Below are 24,702 nucleotides of genomic sequence, written 5' to 3' on the forward strand. Positions count from 1 at the left end.
TGGCCTCCCTTTGCCTGTCGAAAACTCGCCGCATGAGCGGGTGACAGGCGAAGTAGATGACTAAAAAAGTTTTGCCGGTGAGAGTTCCTTATGAAAGCAGGTCTGTACCATCCTGAAACGTTCAAGGATAACTGCGGATTTGGCCTGATCGCCCATATGCAGGGCGAGCCGAGCCATCAACTTCTGCAAACCGCAATCGAAGCACTGACCTGCATGACCCACCGCGGTGGGATCAATGCCGATGGCAAGACCGGGGACGGCTGCGGGCTGCTGATCCAGAAGCCCGACCTGTTCCTGCGTGCCGTCGCCAGGGAAGCCTTTTCTGTCGACCTGCCCGAGCAATACGCGGTGGGCATGGTGTTCTTCAACCAGGACCCGGTGAAAGCCGAGGCGGCACGCGAGAACATGAATCGCGAGATCGTCGCCGCCGGACTGGAGCTGGTCGGCTGGCGCAAGGTGCCGATCGATACCAGCGTTCTCGGCCGCCTGGCGCTGGAGCGCCTGCCGCAGATCGAACAGGTGTTCATCGGCGGCGCCGGCCTGAGCGACCAGGACTTCGCCATCAAGCTGTTCAGCGCACGGCGCCGCTCGTCGGTGGCCAACGCCGCCGACAGCGACCACTACATCTGCAGCTTTTCGCACAAGACCATCATCTATAAGGGCCTGATGATGCCGGCCGACCTGGCCGCCTTCTATCCGGACCTTGGCGACGAGCGCCTGCAGACCGCGATCTGCGTATTCCACCAGCGCTTCTCCACCAACACCCTGCCGAAATGGCCGCTGGCGCAGCCTTTCCGCTTCCTCGCCCACAACGGCGAGATCAACACCATCACCGGCAACCGCAACTGGGCCCAGGCGCGGCGGACCAAGTTCACCAACGAACTGATCCCCGACCTGGAAGAGCTAGGCCCGCTGGTGAACCGCGTCGGCTCCGACTCGTCGAGCATGGACAACATGCTCGAACTGATGGTCACCGGCGGCATGGACCTGTTCCGCGGCCTGCGCATGATCATCCCGCCGGCCTGGCAGAACGTCGAGACCATGGACGCCGACCTGCGCGCGTTCTACGAGTACAACTCGCTGCACATGGAGCCCTGGGATGGCCCCGCCGGCGTCGTGCTGACCGACGGTCGCTATGCCGTCTGCCTGCTCGACCGCAATGGCCTGCGCCCGTCGCGCTGGGTCACCACGAAGAACGGCTACATCACCCTGGCTTCGGAAATCGGCGTCTGGGACTACAAGCCCGAGGACGTCATCGCCAAGGGTCGCGTCGGCCCGGGGCAGATCCTCGCGGTGGACACCGAGACCGGCCAGGTCCTGCACAGCGACGACATCGACAACCGCCTGAAGTCGCGCCATCCCTACAAGCAGTGGCTGCGGCAGAATGCCCTGCGCATCCAGGCGACCCTGGACGACGACCATGGCGTGGCCAGCTACGACGCCGACCAGCTCAAGCAATTCATGAAGATGTTCCAGGTCACCTTCGAGGAGCGTGACCAGGTGCTGCGTCCGCTCGGCGAGCAGGGCCAGGAAGCGGTGGGCTCCATGGGCGACGATACGCCGATGGCGATCCTCTCCCGGCGCATCCGCTCTCCGTACGATTACTTCCGCCAGCAATTCGCCCAGGTCACCAACCCGCCGATCGACCCGCTGCGCGAAGCCATCGTGATGTCCCTGGAAACCTGCCTGGGCGTCGAGCAGAACATCTTCGAGGAAGCCCCGCACCATGCCAACCAGGCGATCCTCACCACTCCGGTGATCTCGCCGGCGAAGTGGCGGACCATCATGACCCTGGACCGCCCGGGCTTCGACCGCCACTTCATCGACCTCAACTACGACGAGTCGATGGGCCTGGAGGCCGCGGTGCGCAACATCGCCGACCAGGCCGAGGAAGCCGTGCGCGGCGGCAAGGTGCTGCTGATCCTCAGCGACCGCCATATCGCTCCCGGCAAACTGCCGGTGCATGCTGCCCTGGCCGTCGGCGCGGTGCACCACCGCCTGGTGCAGACCGGGCTGCGCTGCGACTCCAACATCCTGGTGGAGACCGCTACCGCCCGCGATCCGCACCATTTCGCGGTGCTGATCGGCTTCGGCGCCTCGGCGGTCTATCCGTTCCTCGCCTACGAGGTGCTGGCCGACCTGATCCGCACCGGTGAAGTGCTGGGCGACCTCTACGAGGTGTTCAAGTACTACCGCAAGGGGATCTCCAAGGGCCTGATGAAGATTCTCTCGAAGATGGGCATCTCCACCGTCGCGTCCTACCGTGGCGCGCAGCTGTTCGAGGCGGTGGGCCTGTCCGACGAGGTCACCGACCTGTGCTTCACCGGAGTCGCCAGCCGCATCCAGGGCGCGCGCTTCGTCGATATCGAGAACGAGCAGAAGCTCCTGGCCGCCGAGGCCTGGAGCAACCGCAAGCCGATCCAGCAGGGCGGCTTGCTGAAGTTCGTCTATGGCGGCGAATACCACGCCTACAACCCGGATGTGGTGAATACCCTGCAGGCTGCCGTGCAGCAGGGCGACTACGAGAAGTTCAAGGAATACACCGCGCTGGTGGACCAGCGCCCGGTGTCGATGATCCGCGACCTGTTGCAGGTGAAGACCGCCGCGCAGCCGCTGGCGCTCGACGAGGTGGAGCCGCTGGAAGCCATCTTCAAGCGCTTCGATGCCGCCGGGATTTCCCTCGGCGCGCTGTCGCCGGAGGCCCACGAGGCGCTGGCCGAGGCGATGAACACCCTGGGCGGTCGCTCCAACTCCGGCGAGGGCGGCGAGGACCCGGCGCGCTACGGCACGCTGAAGAGTTCGAAGATCAAGCAGGTGGCTACCGGCCGCTTCGGCGTGACCCCGGAATACCTGGTCAACGCCGAGGTCCTGCAGATCAAGGTGGCCCAGGGCGCCAAGCCCGGCGAGGGCGGCCAGTTGCCGGGCGGCAAGGTCAACGGCCTGATCGCCCGCCTGCGCTATGCGGTGCCCGGCGTGACCCTGATCTCGCCGCCGCCGCACCACGACATCTACTCCATCGAAGACCTGGCGCAACTGATCTTCGACCTCAAGCAGGTCAACCCGCAGGCGCTGGTATCGGTGAAGCTGGTATCCGAGCCTGGCGTCGGCACCATCGCCGCCGGCGTGGCCAAGGCCTATGCGGACTTGATCACCATCTCCGGCTACGACGGCGGTACCGGCGCCTCGCCGATCACCTCGATCAAGTACGCCGGCTCGCCCTGGGAACTGGGCCTGGCGGAAACCCACCAGACCCTGCGCGGCAACGACCTGCGCGGCAAGGTCCGGGTGCAGACCGATGGCGGCCTGAAGACCGGCCTGGACGTGATCAAGGCGGCCATCCTCGGCGCCGAGAGCTTCGGCTTCGGCACCGCGCCGATGATCGCCCTGGGCTGCAAGTACCTGCGCATCTGCCACCTGAACAACTGCGCCACCGGCGTGGCGACGCAGAACGACAAGCTGCGCAAGGACCACTTCATCGGCACCACCGCGATGGTGATCAACTTCTTCACCTTCATCGCCACGGAAACCCGCGAGTGGCTGGCGCGCCTCGGCGTGCGCAGCCTGGGCGAACTGATCGGCCGCACCGACCTGCTGGAGATCCTCCCCGGCGAGACCGCCAAGCAGCAGAACCTGGATCTCGCTCCGTTGCTGGGTAGTGAGCTGATCCCGGCCGACAAGCCGCAGTTCTGCGAGGTGGAGAAAAACCCGCCGTTCGACCAGGGCCTGCTGGCCGAGAAGATGGTCGAGCTGTCGAAGGCCGCCATCGAAGGCCTGAGCGGCGGCGAGTACGAGCTGGACATCTGCAACTGCGACCGATCCATCGGCGCGCGGGTATCCGGCGAGATCGCCCGCCTGCACGGCAACCAGGGCATGGCCAAGGCACCGGTGGTGTTCCGTTTCAAGGGCACCGCGGGACAGAGCTTCGGCGTGTGGAACGCCGGTGGCCTGCACCTGTACCTGGAAGGCGACGCCAACGACTACGTAGGCAAGGGCATGACCGGCGGCAAGCTGGTCATCACCCCGCCCAAGGGCAGTCCGTTCAAGACCCAGGAATCGGCCATCGTCGGCAACACCTGCCTGTACGGCGCCACCGGCGGCAAGCTGTTCGCCGCCGGAACCGCCGGCGAGCGCTTCGCCGTGCGCAACTCCGGTTCCCATGCGGTGGTGGAAGGTACCGGCGACCACTGCTGCGAATACATGACCGGCGGTTTCGTCTGCGTGCTGGGCAAGACCGGCTACAACTTCGGCTCCGGCATGACCGGGGGCTTCGCCTACGTCCTCGACATGGACAACACTTTCGTCGACCGCGTGAACCACGAGCTGGTGGAAATCCAGCGGATCAGCGGCGAGGCGATGGAGGCCTATCGCAGCCACCTGCGCAAGGTCTTGGTCGAGTACGTGAACGAAACGGCAAGCGAGTGGGGCGCGAACATCCTGGAAAACCTGGATGACTACCTGCGACGGTTCTGGCTGGTGAAACCGAAGGCGGCCAGCCTCGGTTCGCTGCTGACCAGCACCCGTGCCAACCCGCAATAAGCGCCCGAAGTTGTGATGAGGTTTCGATATGTCTGAACGTCTGAATTCCGACCGCCTGAACAACGACTTCCAGTTCATCGAAGTCGGGCGCAAGGACCCGAAGAAGAAGCTGCTGCGCCAGCGCAAGCGCGAGTTCGTGGAGATCCACGACCTGTTCAAGCCGCAGCAGGCCGCCGACCAGGCCCACCGCTGCCTGGGCTGCGGCAACCCCTACTGCGAGTGGAAGTGCCCGGTGCACAACTTCATCCCGAACTGGCTGAAGCTGGTTTCCGAAGGCAACATCCTGGCCGCCGCCGAACTGTCGCACCAGACCAACACCCTGCCGGAAGTCTGCGGCCGGGTCTGCCCGCAGGACCGCCTCTGCGAGGGTGCCTGTACCCTCAACGACGGCTTTGGCGCGGTGACCATCGGCTCGGTGGAGAAATACATCACCGATACGGCCTTCGCCATGGGCTGGCGCCCGGACCTGTCCAAGGTCAAGCCGACCGGCAGGCGCGTCGCGGTGATCGGTGCCGGCCCGGCCGGCCTCGGCTGCGCCGACGTGCTGGTGCGCAACGGCGTGACCCCGGTGGTGTTCGACCGCAACCCGGAGATCGGCGGCCTGCTGACCTTCGGCATTCCCGAGTTCAAGCTGGAGAAGCACGTCCTCAGCCGTCGCCGCGAGGTGTTCACCGGCATGGGCATCGAGTTCCGCCTGAACACCGAGATCGGCAAGGACGTGACCATGGAGCAGTTGCTCGATGAGTACGATGCCGTGTTCATGGGGATGGGCACCTACACCTACATGAAGGGCGGTTTCCCCGGCGAGGACCTGCCGGGCGTACACGACGCCCTGGACTTCCTGATCGCCAACGTGAACCGCAACCTCGGCTTCGAGAAGTCGGCCGAGGACTTCGTCGACATGAAGGGCAAGCGCGTGGTGGTCCTGGGCGGCGGCGACACCGCGATGGACTGCAACCGCACTTCGATCCGCCAGGGCGCCAAGTCGGTGACCTGTGCCTATCGCCGTGACGAAGAAAACATGCCGGGCTCGCGCAAGGAAGTGAAGAACGCCAAGGAGGAGGGCGTGAAGTTCCTCTTCAACCGCCAGCCCATCGCCATCGTCGGCGAGGACCGGGTGGAAGGCGTGAAGGTGGTCGAGACCCGTCTCGGCGAGCCGGACGCCCGCGGACGCCGCAGCCCCGAACCGATCCCCGGTTCCGAGGAGATCATCCCGGCGGAAGCCGTGCTGATCGCCTTTGGCTTCCGGCCGAGTCCGGCGCCGTGGTTCGAGCGCTTCGAGATCGCCACCGACAGCCAGGGCCGCGTGGTGGCTCCGGCGCAGGCGCAGTTCAAGCACCAGACCAGCAACCCGAAGATCTTCGCCGGCGGCGACATGGTCCGTGGTTCCGACCTGGTGGTGACGGCGATCTTCGAAGGACGTACCGCGGCCGAAGGCATCCTCGACTACCTTGGCGTCTGACCCGCGGCGCCACCGGCGCTGCGACAAATCACCGCGATAGACAAAAGGCACGGCCCCCGCCGTGCCTTTTGTTTTGTGCTTTGCGACAATAGCGGCCCTTTTCGCCCGCCGGCCTGTGGATAACCCCCTTCCGCACGCGCCCGCGTGAAGCCAGCAGCCTTTGATCGGATGCCGTTATGACTGCCCTGAAGAACGACCGCTTCCTCCGCGCCCTGCTCAAGCAGCCCGTCGATGTCACCCCCGTCTGGATGATGCGCCAGGCCGGTCGTTACCTGCCGGAATATCGTGCCACCCGTGCCAAGGCCGGCGATTTCATGAGCCTGTGCATGAACCCGGAGCTGGCCTGCGAAGTGACCCTGCAGCCGCTGGACCGTTACCCGCAGCTGGACGCCGCGATCCTCTTCTCCGACATCCTTACCATTCCCGATGCCATGGGCCAGGGCCTGTATTTCGAGACCGGCGAAGGCCCGCGCTTCCGCAAGGTGGTCTCGTCGCTGGCCGACATCGAGGCGCTGCCGGTTCCCGATCCGGAACAGGACCTGGGCTATGTGATGGACGCCGTGCGCACCATCCGCCGCGAGCTGAACGGCCGCGTACCGCTGATCGGCTTCTCCGGCAGCCCCTGGACCCTCGCCACCTACATGGTCGAGGGCGGCTCGAGCAAGGACTTCCGCAAGTCCAAGGCGATGCTCTACGACAACCCCAAGGCCATGCACGCTCTGCTGGACAAGCTGGCGCAATCGGTGACCAGCTACCTCAACGGGCAGATTCGCGCTGGCGCCCAGGCGGTGCAGATCTTCGACTCATGGGGCGGCAGCCTGTCGGCGGCGGCCTACCAGGAGTTCTCCCTGGCCTACATGCGCAAGATCGTCGATGGATTGATCCGCGAGCACGACGGACGCCGGGTGCCGGTGATCCTCTTCACCAAGGGAGGCGGCCTGTGGCTGGAGTCGATGGCCGAGGTCGGCGCCGAGGCGCTGGGCCTGGACTGGACCTGCGACATCGGCAGCGCCCGGGCCCGTGTCGGTGAGCGCGTAGCCCTGCAAGGCAACATGGATCCCTCGGTGCTCTACGCCAATCCGGCGGCGATCCGCGCCGAAGTCGCGCGGATCCTGGCGGCCTACGGCAAGGGTACGGGGCATGTGTTCAATCTCGGCCACGGCATTACCCCGGAAGTCGACCCGGCCCATGCCGGCGCCTTCTTCGAGGCGGTGCACGAGCTGTCGGCGCAGTACCACGGCTGAGCCGGAACGAAAGAAGGGGAGCCGAGGCTCCCCTTTTTCATGCGCGGGCCGACGGCCCTCCGGCGCGTTGGTTGGCGGGGTCGCGCCGGTGGCGTACCCGCCCTACGCAACCCGCCCGGCTCAGTTGCTTACCTTGCCGGTGCGGTCGTTGATCACGAACAGCTTGCCGTTGGCGTCGCGCACGAGGATTTCCGCGCCCGGCTGGCCATCCATGTCGGCCACCGAATCGATGCTGTAGTTGACGTCGCCGATGCGGTAGTCGCTGCTGGCGCCGCTGGCGTGGTGGATGACCCGCACCTTGCCCTGCATCACCACGATCAGCTCGTTGCCCGGCTTGCCGTCGGTGTCCGCGGTGCCGCCATAGAGTGCCCAGGCGCTGGCGCCGATGCTGTATTCCTTGCGGGAAGTGGCGTTGCTGATCACGTAGATGCCGGTGCTGGTGCGGCCGATGATCTCCGCGCCGGGCTGGCCGTCGAGGTCGGCGATCTGTGCGAGCGCGTGGTAGCCGCTGAAGGTGAAGTCCTTGGCGCCACCGGTGCGCGGGTCGATGACCTTGACGCCGTTGCCCATGTTCAGCACCAGTTCCTTGCCCGGCGCGCCGTCCACGTCGGCGACGTCGAACAGGCCCCAGGTGCCGTTGTAGCTGAAGGTGGCGTCGCGTTGCGTACGGGTGCGATCGAATACGGTGCGCACGCCGTTGCCGATGCTGAGAATGACTTCGTCGCCGGCGACGTTGTCGACGTCGGTGGCGCGCATGATCGCCCAGGAGACGTTGCCTACCGGGTACTTGCGCTGGGTGGTGCTGGCGTGGGAAACGATCACCAGGTCGGGACCGGCCTTGACCAGGATTTCCGCGCCGGGCTGGCCGTCGGTATCGGTGGCGCCGAAGACCGACCAGACCACGTTGCCGAAGCTGTAGTTGCGGGTGCTGCCGCCTTCCACCACCTGCAGGTTGGCGCCGTCGCGGTAGACCGCGGCGAGCTGGCCGTTGCCCCGCAGGTCCCAGGTTCCTACCAGAACGCCGGCCGCCTGGGCTGCGCTGGCGCAGAGGGAGAACAGTGCCGTGCCGAGCAGGCAGGCGCGCTTGATCGCTGGTTTCATAAAGTCCCTTTCATATCGCTGTCGAGGCCGGCCGGATGCCGGCCGCAGCAGCATAGGACAGCGCTTGCCGCGCTCAAGGGAAACGCGAGGGATTTGTCGAGCGCTTGGCATTTGTTCGTGAAACTGGTTGCCCGCCCAGCAGGCGGGCGCGGGTGTCGCTCGGCGGCTCGCCGGTCCAGCGCTTGAAGGCGCGGGTGAAGTTGGTTGGATCGCTGTAACCCAGGTACAGGGCGATACGCTGCAACGACACCTCGGGACGCCGCAGCAATCGCAAGGCCTGGCGCTGGCGAGCCTGACCGAGCAACTGGCGAAAGCTGGTGCCGGCGTCATGCAGATGCCGCTTGAGGCTGCGGCTGGACAGGTGCAGGCGCGCGGCTACTTCCTCCAGGTTGGGGAAGCGCTGTTCCTGGCGTTCCAGCTCCAGCCGCACGCGGGCGCAGATGTCCCGGCGGCCGGCATCGAGCAGCGCCAGTTCGCGCTCGCAGTGTTCGCGGGCGCGGCGCAACGCAGCCGGATCGGCCATCGGTAGCGAGCGGGCGAGCAGGATGGCGGGGAACACCAGCTGGACGTGGGCCTGGTCGTAGCGGCACTGCGGCAGCGGCACAGGCACGGCAGGTTCGGGATAGTCGAAGTCGAGCCTGCCGACCAGGGCCGGTTCGCCGAGCAGCCAGGCGCCGGAGCGATACAGGCCGATCAGCAGGGCTTCGCTGAAGTACCGGTGCAGTGCCGGCGGGAGCGCGGGGCCTGGCAGCATGCGCAGGATCACCTGCTCGTCCTCGCGCAGCAGGCTGATTTCGACGTTGCCCTGCAGCAGCGGCATGTAGCGCAGCGCCAGGCACAAGGCATCGCCGAGCGTCGCCGAGGCCATCATCGCGTAGCCCAGGCTGCCATGGGCGGTGGGAGGCGTGCGCAAGGCGAGCTGTGCGCCGAGGCCGGGGTCGCCGCTCAGCGCGAGCGCCGCGGCGGCGATCGCCTGGTACTGCTGCGATGTGACGCGTGCTTCCGGCTCTTCCAGTCGCAGCGTCGACAGACCGATTTCCCGTAGCAGCGCGCGTCCGTCCAGGCCGCGCTCCTCCAGCAGGCCGAGCAGCAGGCGCGGGTAGGCGGCGGTGATGGTCGGTGCGTCGGAGTCCGTGCGGCGGCTCATGCTGGCGTGTCCTGGCCCGAAATGATCGGCAGTCTGGCGCGAGCGCGTCTGCCGCTGCATTGGCTGGTGCCGCAATACTGCCCGGCAACGCAGTCAAGCGGAGAACGAGCGATGCATCCCTGGGCACGACGCAACATTCCACAACTGGCCGGGCGCCTGGCGCTGGTCACCGGCGCCAACAGCGGCCTGGGTTGGCAGGCGGCGCGCACGCTGGCCGGCAAAGGGGCGACCGTGGTGATGGCCTGCCGCAATCGCGAACAGGCGGAGCGGGCGCGGCGGGCGATCCTCGACGAGTATCCCCAGGCACGCCTGGAGCTGGCCGATCTCGACCTGGCCGACCTCGCCTCGATCCGCGCCTGCGCCGCCGGTTTCCGTCAGCGCCACGCACGCCTCGATCTCTTGTTCAACAACGCCGGAGTGATGTTCCTGCCCCTGCGGCGTACCCGCGACGGTTTCGAGATGCAGATGGGCACCAATCACCTCGGCCACTTCGCCCTTACGGGACTGCTGCTGGAGTCGTTGCTGGCCGCTCCACGGCCCAGGGTGGTGGGCATGACCAGCGGTTTCAACCAGTTCGGCCGGCTGCCGCTCGACGACCTCAACGCCGAGCGCGGCTACAACCGCTATCTCGCCTATTGCCACAGCAAGCAGGCCAATCTGCTGTTCAGCCTGGAGTTGCAGCGCCGCGCCGGCCAGCGGGGCGTGCTTCTGCAGAGCCTGGCGGCGCATCCGGGCTACGCGGCGACCAACCTGCAGTACGCGGCGCCGGCGATGTCCGGTTCGCGCCTGGGACGCTGGGCGATGAAGGTGGCCAACGGAGCGTTCGCGCAATCGGCGGAGATGGGGGCGTTGCCGGCACTTTCCGCGCTGACCGAACAGCGCTGGTATGGCGGCGCCTATGTCGGCCCGGATCGCTGGCTGGAAACCCGCGGTTATCCGGCGGCGGCGCGGATTCCGCGGAATGCGCGCGACCTGGGGCTGGCCGCGCGGCTGTGGGCGCGATCGGAGGAACTGACCGGAGTACGCTTCTGGTCGGAGTGAAGGCGCCGGGAGACCGGCACCTCGAACTCAGTGGGCGGCCTGCGCCAGGGTGTTGCCAGGCAGGGCCGGCAGGCGCGCCAGGTGCAGCGAGACCAATACCGCGACCACCAGCAGCGAGCCGATGAACAGCCCGATGCCGTTCCAGCCGTAGTAATGCCAGAACACCCCGCCGAGGGTGCCGGCCAGGCTCGAGCCGACGTAGTAGCTGAACAGGTAGAGCGACGAGGCCTGGCCCTTGGCGCGCAGGGCGCGGCGCCCGATCCAGCTGCTCGCCACCGAGTGCGCGCCGAAGAAGCCGAAGGTGAATAGCAGCAGGCCGGCGAGCATCAGCGGGATCGGCTCGAACAGGGTCAGCAGCAGGCCGCCGAGCATCAGCAGGATGACCGCCCAGAGCACCTTGCGTCGCCCCAGCTTGTCGGCCAGCGAACCGACCCAGGCCGAGCTGTAGATGCCCGAGAGGTAAACCACCGAGAGCACGCCGACCACCGCCTGGCTCATGTGGTAGGGCTCGGCCAGCAGGCGGTAGCCGATGTAGTTGAACAGGGTGACGAAGCTGCCCATCAGCAGGAAGCCGATCAGGAACAGCCAGGGCAGTCCGGCGTCGCGGAAGTGCAGGCGGTAGCCGTTGAGCAGGGTCGCCGGCTTCAGCGGTGCCGGCCGGAAGTGTTTCGATTCGGGCAGCACGCGCCAGAACACCAGCCCGGCGACCAGGGCCAGGCCGCCGAGGACCGCCAGTGCGGCATGCCAGGAGATGAAATCGACCAGGACGCCGCTGATCAGGCGTCCGCTCATCCCGCCGATGGCGTTGCCGCCGATGTACAGGCCCATCGACAGGCCGATGTGCTGCGGATGGATCTCTTCGCTGAGATAGGTCATCGCCACCGCGGCCAGGCCGCTCAAGGACAGCCCGACCAGCGCGCGCATCAGCAGCACGCCATGCCAGGTGGGCATCACCGCGCTGCCGAGGGTGAACAGCGCGGCGGCCAGCAGCGAGACGACCATCACCGGCTTGCGACCGATCGCGTCGGAGATCGGGCCGGTGACCAGCAGGCCAAGGGCGAGCATGGCGGTGGCGACGGACAATGCCAGGCTGCTTTCCGCGGCGCTGATGGAAAACGCCTTGGACAGCACCGGCATCATCGGCTGGATGCAGTAGAGCAGGGCAAAGGTGGCGAAACCGCCGGAGAACAGCGCCAGGGAGGTGCGCATGAACTGCGGGGTGCCTTTTTCGATATAGCGTTCGACTTCGGTGGCGGCTTCCAGCACCTCGTTGGCTGCTTCGCGGGCCGCCTCGATTAACGCGGGTTCTTCTTCGGCCTGTGGCCGGACTTGCGGATTGCTCACGGGGCACCTCTGGGGACGGTGGCGAGCAGGCACAACGAGGCCGCGCCACCTGGATTTCAGGGACAAGGGGTCGTTGTTGGAGGTTATGTGGCAAAGGATATAGATAGGTTTATATGATTTCCAATATATTGATCGACACGATTGATATGTAAAAAGACCTAATTGGAGGGCCGCGTGGAACTCAGGCACCTGCGCTATTTCATCGCCGTCGCCGAGGAGCTGCACTTCGGCCGCGCCGCCGAGCGCCTGGGGATCTCCCAGCCGCCGTTGAGCCAGCAGATCCAGGCGCTGGAGGAGGAAATCGGTGCGCGCCTGTTCGAGCGCACCAACCGCCGCGTCGAACTCACCGACGCCGGCCGGCTGTTCCTCGACGAGTCCCGCCAGGTGCTGGCCCAGGTAGACAAGGCGGTGCTGCTGGCGCGTCGGGCCCACCTGGGGGAACTGGGCGAGCTGAAGATCGGTTTCACTTCCTCGGCACCCTTCACCTCGACCATACCCAGCAGCATCCATGCCTTCCGCAAGGCCTATCCGGACGTACACCTCGACCTGCAGGAAATGAGCAGCCGCCAGGTACTCAAGGCGCTGCTCGAGGAAAGCCTGCAGGTGGGCGTGATCCGCCCGCTGGCGCTGCCGGATGCGGTGCATTGGGTGGAGTTGTTCCGCGAACCGCTGGTGGCGGTGCTGCGGGCCGACCATCCGCTGGCGGCCGGCAGCGAGGATGGCCTGGCCATCGCCGCCCTGGCCGAGGAGCCCTTCGTGTTCTTCCCGCGCAGCTACGGCACCGGGCTCTACGACCAGGTCATCGCCCTGACCCGACAGGCCGGCTTCAGCCCGCGCATCGCCCAGGAGGCCAGCGAGGCGATGACCATCATCGGCCTGGTCTCGGCCGGACTGGGGGTGTCGATCCTGCCGGCGTCGTTCCGCCGCACCCGGGTCGACGGCGTGGTCTACCGCACCCTGAGCGATCCCGAGGCGACGACTGCGGTATGGCTGGTCCGTCGGCAGAACGAGGGCTCGCCGCTGGCGCTGTCCTTCATCGACCTGGTGACCCGTGAGGCGGCCAGCCTGCGCCGGCGCTGAACCGCTCTACGTCAGGACCGAGACGGCGCTCGCGCTTGCCCGCGGCTTTGCCTATCATCCGGGATCAGGCTCGGCTCACGGAGATTTCCCATGCGGCGCGTGGTGTTCAATCAGAAAGGCGGGGTAGGCAAGTCCAGCATCGCCTGCAACCTGGCGGCGGTCAGCGCGGCGGAGGGCTATCGCACCCTGCTGGTGGACCTGGACGCCCAGGCCAACTCCACGCACTACCTGACCGGACTGACCGGCGAGGACCTGCCGGTGGGGATCGCCGACTTCTTCAAGCAGACCTTGTCTTCCGGGCCCTTCAGCAAGAAGGGCAGGGTCGAGATCTACGAGACGCCGTTCGACAACCTGCACATCGTCACCTCCAGCCCCGAACTGGCCGACCTGCAGCCGAAGCTGGAGTCGAAGCACAAGATCAACAAGCTGCGCAAATTGCTGGACGAACTGGACGAAGACTACGACCGGATCTACCTGGATACCCCGCCGGCACTGAATTTCTACACGGTATCTGCGCTGATCGCTGCCGATCGCTGCCTGATCCCCTTCGATTGCGACAGCTTCTCCCGCCAGGCGCTGTATGGCCTTCTCCAGGAGATCGAGGAACTGCGCGACGACCACAACGAAGACCTGCAGGTCGAGGGCATCGTGGTCAACCAGTTCCAGCCGCGCGCCAGCCTGCCGCAGCAACTGCTCGACGAGCTGGTGGCGGAGGAACTGCCGGTGCTGCCGGTGTACCTGATGAGCTCGGTGAAGATGCGCGAGTCGCACCAGGCTTGCACCCCGCTGATCTTCCTCGAACCGCGGCACAAGTTGACCCAGCAGTTCGTCGAGTTGCACGGGCTGCTCGAAAGCTGAGCAGCCTCTGCGGCAGCGCTTCTACGAGGTAACCAGGACGTCACAGCTCGGCTGGCGCAGGTAACGTTGCGCCAGGTTGCCGAGCAGCGCCTGCATCAGCGCGTTGCGGCTGTGCCGGCCGAGGGCGAGCAGCTCCGGCTGGCGCTGCTTCAACGCGGCGTCCAGGCTGTACGGCAGCACGCCGGGAACCACTTCGTGGCTCAGCTGCGGCCCGACGCCCGGCAGGCGCTCCTGCTCGTCGCTCAGCAATTGTTCGATCAGCCCGGCCTGGGTGGCCAGGTGCGCGGCATTCTGCCTGGGCAGGCCGAGCACGCTGTCGTCGGGAGACTCGAACACGTGCAGGGCGTGCAGGTCGGCTTCCACCGGCAGCAGGCGGTAGGCCTGGCGCAGCGCGGTACAGGCGCACTGGGAAAAGTCCAGGGCGCTGAGCGCCTGGCGGTAGGGTTCGTCCGCCTCGCGCACGGCGAGCAGCACCGGCACCCGGCTGCGCCGCACCACCTGGTCGAGAGTGGTGTTGCCGAAGCGTTCGAAGGTCTTCTGGTGGTGTGCGCCCATCAGCAACAGGTCCGGTTCGAGCGCCCGGGTCTGCTGCAGGATGCCGTCGACCGGCTGGCCCCTGAACAGGTGGATGGCGCTGTCCTCGTCGAGGCCGGCCTCCTTGCGCTTGAGCTGCAGCATGGCGCTGACGGTCTTCACCGCTGACGCCGATAGCCCCGGGTCGTACACGTGCAGCAGGCTGACCCGCGCATCGTGCTGGCGGGCCAGTTGGGCGGCGCGGGCGAGGGCGACGTCGGCTTCCGGGGTGAGGTCGTGGGCGACCAGGAGGTGGCGGATCATGGCGGACTCCGTGGGATGGCTACGCTGGCTTCTCCACTGTCGCGCCGCAGCTCGCTACGGACCTTGATCCATGGCAGAAAAAACCTTCGCCGGGCCCTGCGAAATCTGCCAGTCAGGGCCGCGCGTGGCTGCGTAGCTGGTACAGCGCGGTGCTTTCCGCCACCACCTCCCCCTGCTCGTCGGTGAGTTGCAGTTCGAGGCTGTATTCGGCCTTGCCGCGCTCTCCAGCCTCGGTTTCCAGTTGGCGGATGCGCTCGGCATCCAGGCGTGCCTCGACGCGTATGTCGCCCTTGGCCGGGCGGCGGAAGCGCAAGGTCATCTCCTTGACGATGGGATAGAAGCGGGCGCTGTCGAAGCTGGTCAGGAACAGCGCGCCACCGGGAATTTCGGCGAGGGTGAAGAGCGCCCCGGCGTACATGCTGCCGATGTGGTTCTCGTTGCCGGCGCCCGGCATGCGCAGGCGCACGTAGCCGGGTTCGAGGACTTCCGCCCTGAGTCCGCTGCGCTGGACGAAGGCGATCTTTTCTTCGGTCAGGTGCCTGGCGAGTTCGGTGGGCAGTGGCATGGCGCTCTCCATGTCGGGGATCCCAGCCAGACTAGCCGGCCGGCCAGGCCGGGCAAGGACCGAAACGCTCGCCCGGACTGACCGATCCGCTCAGCGTGCGGCGGCGGCCAGGGCCTGGTCGAGGTCGGCGAGGATGTCGTCGATGTGCTCGATGCCGATCGACAGCCGCACCATGTCGTCGGAGACTCCGGCGCGGGCCAGTTCCTCTGCGTTCAACTGGCGGTGGGTGGTGCTCGCCGGGTGGCAGGCCAGGGACTTGGCGTCGCCGATGTTGACCAGCCGCACCACCAGCTTCAAGGCGTCGATGAAGCGCGCGCCGGCGGCGCTGCCGCCCTGGATGCCGAAGGACAGGATCGCCGCCGGGCGGCCCCCCAGGTAGCGCCGGGCCAGGGCGTGCTCGGGGTTGTCGGCGAGGCCGGCGTATTTCACCCAGGCCACCTGCGGATGTTGTTGCAGGTAGCGGGCTACGGCGAGGGCGTTGTCGCAGTGGCGCTCCATGCGCAGCGCCAGGGTCTCCAGGCCTTGGAGGATGAGGAAGGCGTTGAACGGCGAGAGCGCCGCGCCCATGTTGCGCAGCGGTACCACCCGGCAGCGGCCGATGAAGGCGGCGGGTCCGAAGGCCTCGGTGTAGGTGACGCCGTGGTAGGACGGATCGGGCGTGTTCAGCAGCGGGAAGCGCGACTTGTTCGCCGCCCAGTCGAATTTGCCGGAGTCGACCACGATCCCGCCGATGCTGGTGCCGTGGCCGCCCATGTACTTGGTCAGCGAGTGCACGATGATGTCGGCACCGTGCTCGAACGGCCGGCAGAGCACCGGGGTGGCTACCGTGTTGTCGACGATCAGCGGTACGCCGTGGCGGTGAGCGGCGTCGGCCAGTGCCTGCAGGTCGATGATGTTGCCCGCCGGGTTGCCGATGGTTTCGCAGAACACGGCCTTGGTCCGCTCGTCGATCAGCGCTTCCAGGGCGGCGATGTCGTCGTGGGCGGCGAAGCGCGCCTGGATGCCGATGCGTGGCAGGGTGTGGGCCAGCAGGTTGTAGGTGCCGCCGTAGAGCTTGGCCACCGAGACGATGTTGTCGCCGGCTTCGGCGACGGTCTGGATCGCGTAGGTGATGGCCGCCATCCCCGAGGCCACCGCCAGCGCCCCGACCCCGCCTTCCAGCGCCGCGACGCGCTGTTCCAGTACATCGTTGGTGGGGTTCATGATCCGTGTGTAGATGTTGCCCGGTACCTTCAGGTCGAACAGGTCGGCGCCATGCTGGGTGTCGTCGAAAGCGTAGGAGGTGGTCTGGTAGATCGGCACCGCCACCGCGCGGGTGGACGGGTCAGGGCTGTAGCCGGCGTGGACGGCCAGGGTTTCCAGTTTCATGCAGCGTTCCTTCGGGCAGATTGGAAGGACGCAGCATGGGAAAGCGCGCCGGGCGGGTCAATGCGCCCGGGCAAGGAAAAGCGTGCCTGGTTAGACCGTTGTGTTCGCCGCTTATGCCTGTCAGCGCAGGCCGATGTAGATGTTGTAGGCGCTGATCAGGGTGATCAGGGTGCCGACGATGACCAGCAGGGTGCGCGGCGAAAGCTTCTTGCACAGCAGGGCGGCGAACGGCGCGGCGAACAGGCCGCCGAAGACCAGTCCGGCGACCATCTTCCAGGTGTCCGGCTGGCCGGCGAGGAGGATGAAGGAGGTGGCGCTGGCGATGGTCAGGAAGAACTCGGCGAAGTTCACCGAGCCGATGGTGGTGCGCGGGTCGCTACCCGAGCCGATCAGGCTGCTGGTGACCACCGGGCCCCAGCCGCCGCCGCCGGCGGCATCGACGAAGCCGCCGAAGAGTGCCAGCTTGGCCACGTGGCGCGGTGCCCGGCGCTTGATCACGTGGCGGTAGGCCTTGCTCAGGATGTACAGGCCCATCAGCAGCAGGTAGGCGGAGATGAAGGGCTTGAGCTGGTGGCCGTCGAAGCGGGTGATCAGCACGGCGCCGAGCACCGCGCCGATCATTCCCGGCAGCAGCAGGCGGAGGAAGAGTGACTTGTTGACGTTGCCGAGCTTGACGTGGGAAATCCCGGAAAAGCCGGTGGTGAACACTTCGGCGATGTGCACGCTGGCGCTGGCGGCGGCCGGCGTGGCGCCAGCGCTGAGCAGGAAGGTGGTGGCAGTAATGCCGTAGGCCATGCCCAGCGCACCGTCGATCACCTGGGCGAAGAAGCCCACCGCCACCGCGCTCCAGAAACCTCGGCTGGTCAGGGCCTGCTCGATGATCTCGAAGCCGCTGCTGCCGCCGTTGTCGAAGAACAGGCGCCAGGCCAGGAAGGCGAGCAGGCCGACCAGGATCAGCACCGCCGCCCACATGGCGGCGCGCAGTACCGGGTGGTCGTCCGGATGGGTGACGAAATCTTCGACAGGAGGCAGACCTAGCGCCTGGTGTTCGGTGTTGATCGAACTCTGGCTGAGATCGAGGTCGCGTATCTTCATGCGGCAAGGCGCCTGACAGGAGGTGGTAGAACAGGCTGGAATAAGTGTGGCGGCGAAGATAATCGGCTTTTCTTAGTGCGTCTAAGAAGTTTTCCGAAGGTATTTATTCCATTGCGGCATTATCGGCCGCCGTTCTGTCAGGGCATCCCGTCAGGAGGAGCAACTGATTTCCAGGTGCCGCCCCCAGTCCGGCGGGCGCCGAGTGAAGCGCCCCATGCCCGGCTGTTCCTCGAACGGGCGACTCAGTACCTGGTGCAGCAAGCGGACTTCCGTGTAGTCGCCCTGCTCGGCCGCTTCGATGGCTTGCTGTGCCAGGTAGTTGCGCAGCACATAGAGCGGATTGACCGCGTGCATGCGCCGGCGCCGCGACTCCTGGTCTCCGCCTTCTTCCTCGACGCGCCGGCGGTAGGCCTCGGCCCAGCGGTCGAAGGCCTCGCGGTCGACGAAGTCGTCGCGCAGGCTGGCCAGCGCCCGCTCCGGAGTTTCTTCGCCGAGTCGGCGGAAGAACAGCGAGTAATCCACCGCGCTGCCCTGCATGCGCTGCAACAGTTCCTGGACCAGGGCCTGGTCGTTCTCCGCGGCGACGCCCAGGCCCAGGCGCCGGCGCATCAGGTCGAGGTAGTGGGCCTGGTAGAGGGGCAGGAACAGGTCGAGGCTGGCGCGCAGTTCGTCCACTTCCACCAGTGGCGTCAGCGCCTGGGCCAGGGCGGCCAGGTTCCAATGGGCGATCGGTACCTGGTTGCTGAAGGAGTAGCGGCCGGCGTCGTCGGAGTGATTGCAGATGTGATTGGCGTCGAAATCGTCGAGGAAGGCGTAGGGCCCGTAGTCGAAGGTAATGCCGAGGATCGACATGTTGTCGGTGTTCATCACCCCGTGGCAGAAGCCATAGGCCTGCCAGCGGGCGATGAGTTCGGCGTTGCGCTCGACGACCTGGCGGAACATCGCCGCGTATGGCCGCTCGGCTGCGTTGCAGTCGGCGAAGTGGTGTTCCAGAACGAACGCCGCCAACTGTTTCAACTGGTCGTGCTGGCGGGTGTAGTAGAAGTATTCGAAGTGACCGAAGCGCACGTGGCTGGGCGCCAGGCGCAGCAGCGTCGCCGCTCTTTCCTTCTTTTCGCGCCAGACCGGCGTGCTCGAACCGATCACGCAGAGCGCCCGGCTGCTGGGAATGCCCAGTGCCGGAAGGGCTTCGGAGGCGAGGAACTCGCGGATCGACGAGCGCAGCACGGCGCGCCCGTCGCCCATCCGCGAGTAGGGGGTCTGGCCGGCGCCCTTGAGGTGCAGGTCCCAGTGCTCGCCGGCCTGGTTGATCACCTCGCCGAGCAGCAGGCCGCGGCCGTCGCCCAGGCGCGGGTTATAGGAGCCGAATTGGTGGCCGGAATACACCATCGCCCGCGGCTCGGCTTCCGACCACAGCTTGTGCCCGCCGAACAGTTCGGCGAACAGCGCTTCGTCGCTGGTTTCCGCTGGCAGGTCGAGCAGCGCCAGGGCGGCGGGGCTGGCTACCACCAGGCGCGGCTCGGCGATGGGGGCGGGCAGGACTTCGGTGGAGAAGGCGTCGCCCAGGCGGGCGAAGCGGTTGTCGAAGTCGAGGTCGTCGAGTGATTTCAAGAGAGGCCTCCGGCAATTCCCGAGCATTGTGCTGGGAATTGCCGGAGGGCGTCCAGGCCCGGAGGTTCAGCGGGTCGGTTCGGCGGGACCGTCCTGGCCCTTGAGCGCGGGCGGATTGCCGACGCCGCTGTGCTGCGGCTCGCCGACGAACAGCTGGACCTGCTGGCCCTGGAGGTTCTTGACGAACACATCGACCTGGTTGAAAGCCATGTCGATCTTGTGTTCGCGGAAGCTGGTGGCGATCTTCGTCAGGATCTCGTCGGTAGAGGGGTTGCGGTCGCCCAGTTCGCGGACGTGGAAGCGCAGCTCGTAGTCGAAGGTACTGGCGCTGATGGTCAGGAAGTACAGCAGCGGCTCCGGGTCGCGCAGTACCCGCGGGTTTTCCTTGACCGCCTGCATCATCAGCTTGCGCGCCAGCGGCAGGTCGGTCTCGTAGGCCAGGCCGATCTTGATGGTGACCCGGGTCACGGTATCGCTCAGCGACCAGTTCACCAGTTGCCCGGTGATGAAGGTCTGGTTCGGGACGATGATCTCCTTGCGGTCGAAATCGGTGATGGTGGTGGCGCGGATGCGGATCCGGCTGACCGTGCCGGACAGGTTGCCGATGGTCACCACGTCGCCGATTCGTACCGGACGCTCGAAGAGGATGATCAGGCCGGAGACGAAGTTGGAGAAGATCGCCTGCAGGCCGAAACCGAGGCCTACCGAGAGCGCCGCCACCAGCCATTGCAGCTTGTCCCAGCTGACCCCGAGGGTGGACAGGGCGCTGACGATGCCGATGCCGCTGATGGCGTAGGAAAGCAGGGTGGTGGTGGCGTAGGCGCTGCCCTGGGCCAGGGTCAGGCGCTGCAGTACCAGGACTTCCAGCAGGCCGGGCAGGTTGCGCGCCAGGGCCACGGTGACCACCGCGATGGCCAGCGCCGCGAGGAAGTCGCGCAGGCTGATCGGCACGCTGGTGGCCGCTTCGCCGGTGCCGGCGGTGTACTGGTACAGGGTGACGTTGTCGAGGTAGGAGATCACGCTGATCAGGTCGGCCCAGACCCAGTACAGGCAGACGATGAAGCCGATCAGCAGAGCCAGGCGGATCAGCCGCAGCGATTGCTGGTTGATCTGCTCGATGCCGAGGGTCGGCTCCTCGACGTTGGTCTCGCCGTCGACGCCTTCCTTCGCCGCGTTCTGCCGTTTCGCCAGGGCCCGGGCGTAGGCCAGGCGCCGGGCCGCCACGCCCAGGCCGCGGACGAAGGCGGCTTCGATGACGAACCAGAGCAGCAGCAGGTAAAGGGTATCGATGAGACGGTCGGTGAGCTTCAGCGAGGTGTAGTAGTAGCCGAAGCAGACCGCGACGAAGAGCACCAGCGGCAGCGCGGTGAAGAGGATGCCGACGATCATCTTGATCAGCGACGGACGTTCGTCGCCGGGGCTGCTGAACAGCAGGCGGCTGAGCAGCCAGGCCATGGCCGCGTAGCCGAGCAGGACCACGGCGATGCCGATCACGTCGTCGGCCAGACTCGCCGGCTGGTGCTCGGCCACCGTCACCACGCCGACCAGCGCCAGGACCACAACGCCGAGGCGGACCAGGTGCCGGTCGAGGAAGCCGACCTGTTCGCGGCTCCAGTGGAAATGCCGCTCGGCGATGCCGCCCGGGGTGAGGATGCGATGGGCGGTGTAGAACAGCAGCCAGACCTGGGCCATTTCCAGCAGGGCGCTGCCGAGGGTGGCGTTCTGGCCGCGGGCGTCCAGCAGCAGGGCCAGCCCGGCGACGGCGAAGGTCAGGGTGCCGGGCAGGGCGAGGAGGATGGTGATCAGGATCGCCAGCGGGGTATGCAACTGGCTGTCGCGCTTGAAGTGGCCGATGTCGTCGTTCAGCTCCGCCAGCTTGTCGTACAGGTAGCGGCGTTTCCACAGCAGCGCGGCGATCAGCAGGAACAGCGGCAGGAACAGCAGCGGCCGATCGACCAGGCCTTCGCCCAGTTCACGCACCCCGGAGCCCCAGGGGATCTCGGTGAGCTGGTTCTTCAGCAGGGTCGGGGTCATCTTGAACCAGGACAGGTCGAGCGGCTGGTTGCTGGGAATCCAGAACATCTGCTCGTCGAGGGTGGTGCGCAGGCTCTCGCTGGTGGAAAGCAACTGTTTCTGGTTCAACTGCAAGGTGATCGCTTCGTTGAGCAGCGCGTTGAGTTCGTGGTTGAGCCGTTCGAGCAACTCGGAACGGGTTGCCAACAGGGTGTCGAGATCCTTGCGCAGTTCCGGCGTGACCTGCTCGCTGGGCTGCTGGGCGAGCAGGTCGTCCAGGTATTGCTGCGGGGTCGCCAGCTTGTCGCGTTCCTGGTTCAGTTCGAACTGGCCGAGGCGCAGGTCGGCGATCTCGTCGGCCAGGCTCTGGTCGGCCTTGATCTTGGGCAGCGCCTGTTTCTGCTTGTAGAGGATGCGCGACAGCAGCAGGCTGCCGCGCAGGACGTTGATCTGTTCCTCGAGGGCCTGGTTGGACTGGGTCAGGTTGTCCAGTTGCTGCTTGGTCTCGAGGTTGCGCCGGGTGAGCACGTTGAGGCGGTCGGTGGCACGCAGGAGGTAGTCGGAGAGACGCAGGTTCTTGGCGTTCTCCTGGCTCAGCAGGCTGTCGGTGCCGGCCCCCTGGGCGCCTTCCTTGGACAGCTCGGCGACGGTCTTTTCCGACTGCTCGCGGCGCTTCTCGCTGATCAGCGCCTGCAGGTCGAGGGTTTCCTTTTCCAGGCGCGAGATCTTCTCGGTGAGCAGATCGTGCTGGCTCTTGCCGAGGTCCTGCAGCAGGTTGTTGCCGGCCAGCTCCTGGCGCAACAGCTGGCTCTGCACGGTCAATGCGGCCTGCTCGGCGAGCAGCTCGCCGCGACGGTCGGCGTTGATCGTCTTGCCGCTTTCCTTGCCGGCCTTGAGCAGCGAGCCGATTTCCAGGATCCGTGCCTGCATGCTGCTGATGCCGGCCTGGGCTCGTTCCGGACGGGTCTCGGCGGTGATCGACAGGCTGTTGGCCTCGCCCAGGGCTTTCTGCCACTCGGCCTGCTGGGTGGTGCGGTCGTTGAGCAGCATTTCCAGGCGGGCCGCGCTCTCGCCGCTGTAGCGTTCGCTGACCGGACGTTCTTTGGTCTTCTTCAGGCGCTCCAGTTCGCGCTGGTTTTCCTCGATCTGCCGGGGCGCGTCGCTCAGGCGCTTTTTCAGGTCCTCCAGGCTCTGCAGCGCTTCGTCGCGCGCGGCGAGGAACTTGAGGGTCTGTTCGAGGCTGGCCTTGGCGACCTTCTGGTCGGCTTCGGCGAGCTTGCGCTCGGCCAGCTTGTCGAGGCTTTGCTGGACGGCCTCGGCCGAGGGCGGCTCGGACTGGGCGAGGAGCGGCGGACTGGCAAGGCAGAGGCCGAGGAAAAGAATAGCGATCAGGGAGCGAAGGGCAGGCATGGTCGAGAAGAGACTCGAAGAAGGGTGAATGCAGGTTAGTGGTGGCTCCGAGGCGCCGCAAGGCGCCTCGGAACGGGAATTCGACAGGAAATCAGAGGAAAAGTCCGGGCCCTGGGCGGCCTTCCGGAAACTTCACGCCGACCTTGCGGATACGGTTGCCTTCCAGGGCGGCCACGGTCCAGGTCAGGCCGTTCCACTCCACCTGGTCGCCGATCACCGCTTCGCCGCCGATCTCGTGGGCGATGAAGCGGCCCAGCGCTTGCTCGCCGTCGATGCCGTCGAGCTTCAGGCCGTAGAGCGAGGCCACCGCCGACAGCTGGGCATCGCCTTCCAGCACGAAGTCGCCGAAGAAGCGCGCGCCGAGGCCCCGGTCGGGCGCCTGGCTGAACAGCTTGCCGAGGGCCGGCAGGTCGTGTTCGTGGCCGATCACGCAGAGAATGTCGTCGGCCTCGAGGATGGTGCTGCCCGACGGGTGGAGCAGTTCGGTGCCGCGGAACAGCGCGGCGATCCGGGTCCCGCCGGGCATCTTCAGCTCGCGCAGGGCGGCGCCGATGCACCACTTTTCCTTGTTCAGGTGGTAGACGAACAGCTCCCACTCGCTGGTCGGGTGGATCTCCAGGCCGGCGCGGGATATCGGTGCCGGGTCCGGCGGCACCACCACCCGCAGCAGCCTGGCCGCCCAGGGCAGGCTGGTGCCCTGCACCAGCAGTGAGACCAGGACGATGAAGAAGGCCACGTTGAAGAACAGCTGGGCGTTCGGCAGGCCGGCCATCAGCGGGAACACCGCGAGGATGATCGGCACCGCGCCGCGCAGGCCGACCCAGGCGATGAAGGCTTTCTCGCGGTCGTGGAAGGCGCGGAACGGGATCAGTCCGATCAGTACCGACAGCGGTCGTGCCACCAGGATCATCCACAGCGCCAGGGCCAGTGCCGGCAGGGCGATCGGCCACAGGTCGTGGGGTGTGACCAGCAGGCCGAGGACCAGGAACATGCCGATCTGCGCCAGCCAGGCCATGCCGTCGAGCATGTGCAGGATGCCGTGGCGGCTGCGGATCGGGCGGTTGCCGAGGAGCAGGCCGCACAGGTAGATGGCGAGGATGCCGCTGCCGCCGACGGCGTTGGCCAGGGCGAACACCAGCAGGCCACCGCTGATCACCAGCAACGGGTAGAGGCCGCCGGCCAGGTGCATGCGGTTGATCAGTTGCAGCAGCAACCAGCCGCCGCCAAGACCGAGCAGGGCGCCGAGACCGAACTGCTGCACCAGGTGCAGGGCGAAGCCCCAGCTGAGGCCGGTCTGGCCGCTGGCGAGCATCTCGATCAGGGTCACGGTGAGGAACACCGCCATCGGGTCGTTGCTGCCCGATTCGATTTCCAGGGTCGCGGTGACCCGCTCGTTGAGACCTTTGCCGCCGAGCAGGGAGAACACCGCGGCGGCGTCGGTGGAGCCGACGATGGCGCCGATCAGCAGGCCTTCCATCCAGTGCAGGTCGAACAGCCAGGCTGCCGCGATGCCGGTCAGGCCGGTGGTCACCAGCACGCCCAGGGTGGCCAGCGACAATGCCGGCCAGAGCGCCACGCGGAAGCTGGAGACGCGGGTGCGCAGGCCGCCGTCGAGGAGGATCACGGCGAGCGCCAGGTTGCCCACCAGGTAGGCCATCGGATAGTTGTCGAAGACGATGCCGCCGACCCCGTCGTTGCCGGCGATCATGCCGACGGCGAGGAAGATCACCAGGATCGGGATGCCCAGGCGGGAGGACAGCGAGCTGACGAGGATGCTCATGCCGACCAGCACCGCCCCGATCAGGAAGAAATTATTGACGGTGACGGCGTCCAAGGTCGGCCTCCTCGCGGCGGGACAGGGGGAAGGCGACGCTACGGGTCGGTTTTACGTAGGGGAATTACGTAGACAGGATGCAGGCCGCATGCCAAGTGATTCTAACCTGCGGATTTGGCGGACTGTAAAGGGGCGGCTGCGGTTTTTTTCGAAGGA

At 66.6% G+C, this 24,702-nt stretch carries 16 protein-coding genes; 6 read left to right on the plus strand and 10 right to left on the minus strand.

Features of this window, described 5'->3' with window-relative positions; all coding sequences use genetic code 11:
• The first annotated feature begins 90 nt into the window (after positions 1–90).
• From gltB to hemE, 3 genes are all read left to right on the plus strand, one after another.
• Positions 91–4,536 (plus strand): glutamate synthase large subunit, encoded by a 4,446-nt coding sequence (gltB, locus tag HMPREF3014_RS30800; protein WP_003103700.1) that lies wholly within the window; start codon positions 91–93, stop codon positions 4,534–4,536.
• A 28-nt stretch (positions 4,537–4,564) separates the two neighbouring features.
• Positions 4,565–5,998 carry an FAD-dependent oxidoreductase gene (locus HMPREF3014_RS30805; RefSeq protein ID WP_003095829.1) on the plus strand — a complete coding sequence of 478 codons (1,434 nt, stop codon included), beginning with the start codon at positions 4,565–4,567 and terminating at the stop codon, positions 5,996–5,998.
• A 176-nt stretch (positions 5,999–6,174) separates the two neighbouring features.
• Positions 6,175–7,242 (plus strand): uroporphyrinogen decarboxylase, encoded by a 1,068-nt coding sequence (gene hemE / locus HMPREF3014_RS30810; protein ID WP_019486037.1) that lies wholly within the window; start codon positions 6,175–6,177, stop codon positions 7,240–7,242.
• A 120-nt stretch (positions 7,243–7,362) separates the two neighbouring features.
• Here hemE and HMPREF3014_RS30815 read toward each other — a convergent pair whose 3' ends face one another.
• Together HMPREF3014_RS30815 and HMPREF3014_RS30820 are read right to left on the minus strand one after the other, a co-directional pair.
• A complete protein-coding gene (locus HMPREF3014_RS30815; protein WP_023087870.1) occupies positions 7,363–8,343 on the minus strand; it encodes a PA5033 family protein in 981 nt (326 codons plus the stop codon).
• A 73-nt stretch (positions 8,344–8,416) separates the two neighbouring features.
• Complete coding sequence (locus tag HMPREF3014_RS30820; protein WP_003121195.1) at positions 8,417–9,490, minus strand: AraC family transcriptional regulator; 1,074 nt, start codon at positions 9,488–9,490, stop codon at positions 8,417–8,419.
• Between the two features lie 111 nt (positions 9,491–9,601).
• Between HMPREF3014_RS30820 and HMPREF3014_RS30825 the strand changes: the two genes are divergently transcribed.
• Positions 9,602–10,531 carry an oxidoreductase gene (locus tag HMPREF3014_RS30825; RefSeq protein ID WP_003123611.1) on the plus strand — a complete coding sequence of 310 codons (930 nt, stop codon included), beginning with the start codon at positions 9,602–9,604 and terminating at the stop codon, positions 10,529–10,531.
• Positions 10,532–10,558: 27 nt separating this feature from the next.
• Here the strand turns inward: HMPREF3014_RS30825 and HMPREF3014_RS30830 are convergent, their stop codons facing one another.
• Positions 10,559–11,875: an MFS transporter gene (locus HMPREF3014_RS30830; protein ID WP_023087869.1), complete on the minus strand. Its 1,317-nt coding sequence runs from the start codon at positions 11,873–11,875 to the stop codon at positions 10,559–10,561.
• Between the two features lie 174 nt (positions 11,876–12,049).
• Here HMPREF3014_RS30830 and HMPREF3014_RS30835 point away from each other — a divergent pair, with 174 nt between their 5' ends.
• Positions 12,050–12,955, plus strand: a complete 906-nt coding sequence (locus tag HMPREF3014_RS30835) for a LysR family transcriptional regulator (RefSeq protein ID WP_003095817.1) — start codon at positions 12,050–12,052, stop codon at positions 12,953–12,955.
• Between the two features lie 90 nt (positions 12,956–13,045).
• Positions 13,046–13,813, plus strand: coding sequence for a ParA family protein (locus HMPREF3014_RS30840; protein ID WP_003103688.1), 768 nt, complete (start codon positions 13,046–13,048; stop codon positions 13,811–13,813).
• A 21-nt stretch (positions 13,814–13,834) separates the two neighbouring features.
• On the opposite strand, the gene HMPREF3014_RS30845 is transcribed toward HMPREF3014_RS30840, so the two are convergent.
• From HMPREF3014_RS30845 to HMPREF3014_RS30875, 7 genes are all read right to left on the minus strand, one after another.
• Positions 13,835–14,650 (minus strand): universal stress protein, encoded by an 816-nt coding sequence (locus tag HMPREF3014_RS30845; protein ID WP_023087868.1) that lies wholly within the window; start codon positions 14,648–14,650, stop codon positions 13,835–13,837.
• 112 nt (positions 14,651–14,762) lie between these two features.
• Positions 14,763–15,215 carry a YiiD C-terminal domain-containing protein gene (locus HMPREF3014_RS30850; RefSeq protein WP_003116142.1) on the minus strand — a complete coding sequence of 151 codons (453 nt, stop codon included), beginning with the start codon at positions 15,213–15,215 and terminating at the stop codon, positions 14,763–14,765.
• Positions 15,216–15,305: 90 nt separating this feature from the next.
• Positions 15,306–16,583 carry a bifunctional O-acetylhomoserine aminocarboxypropyltransferase/cysteine synthase gene (locus tag HMPREF3014_RS30855; RefSeq protein ID WP_003125609.1) on the minus strand — a complete coding sequence of 426 codons (1,278 nt, stop codon included), beginning with the start codon at positions 16,581–16,583 and terminating at the stop codon, positions 15,306–15,308.
• A 120-nt stretch (positions 16,584–16,703) separates the two neighbouring features.
• Entirely contained in the window at positions 16,704–17,678 is a 975-nt protein-coding gene (locus HMPREF3014_RS30860) for a sulfite exporter TauE/SafE family protein (RefSeq protein ID WP_003103681.1), read from the minus strand.
• A 150-nt stretch (positions 17,679–17,828) separates the two neighbouring features.
• The gene (gene selO / locus HMPREF3014_RS30865; RefSeq protein WP_023087867.1) at positions 17,829–19,289 is read right to left on the minus strand and encodes a protein adenylyltransferase SelO; all 1,461 of its coding nucleotides are present in this window, start codon (positions 19,287–19,289) and stop codon (positions 17,829–17,831) included.
• Between the two features lie 66 nt (positions 19,290–19,355).
• A complete protein-coding gene (gene mscK, locus HMPREF3014_RS30870) occupies positions 19,356–22,712 on the minus strand; it encodes a mechanosensitive channel MscK (protein WP_003103675.1) in 3,357 nt (1,118 codons plus the stop codon).
• Between the two features lie 91 nt (positions 22,713–22,803).
• Complete coding sequence (locus HMPREF3014_RS30875) at positions 22,804–24,546, minus strand: potassium/proton antiporter (protein ID WP_003114562.1); 1,743 nt, start codon at positions 24,544–24,546, stop codon at positions 22,804–22,806.
• Between the last annotated feature and the right edge of the window lie 156 nt (positions 24,547–24,702).

The sequence above is a fragment of the Pseudomonas sp. HMSC065H01 genome, assembly GCF_001815235.1.
Classification (GTDB): Bacteria; Pseudomonadota; Gammaproteobacteria; order Pseudomonadales; family Pseudomonadaceae; genus Pseudomonas; species Pseudomonas aeruginosa.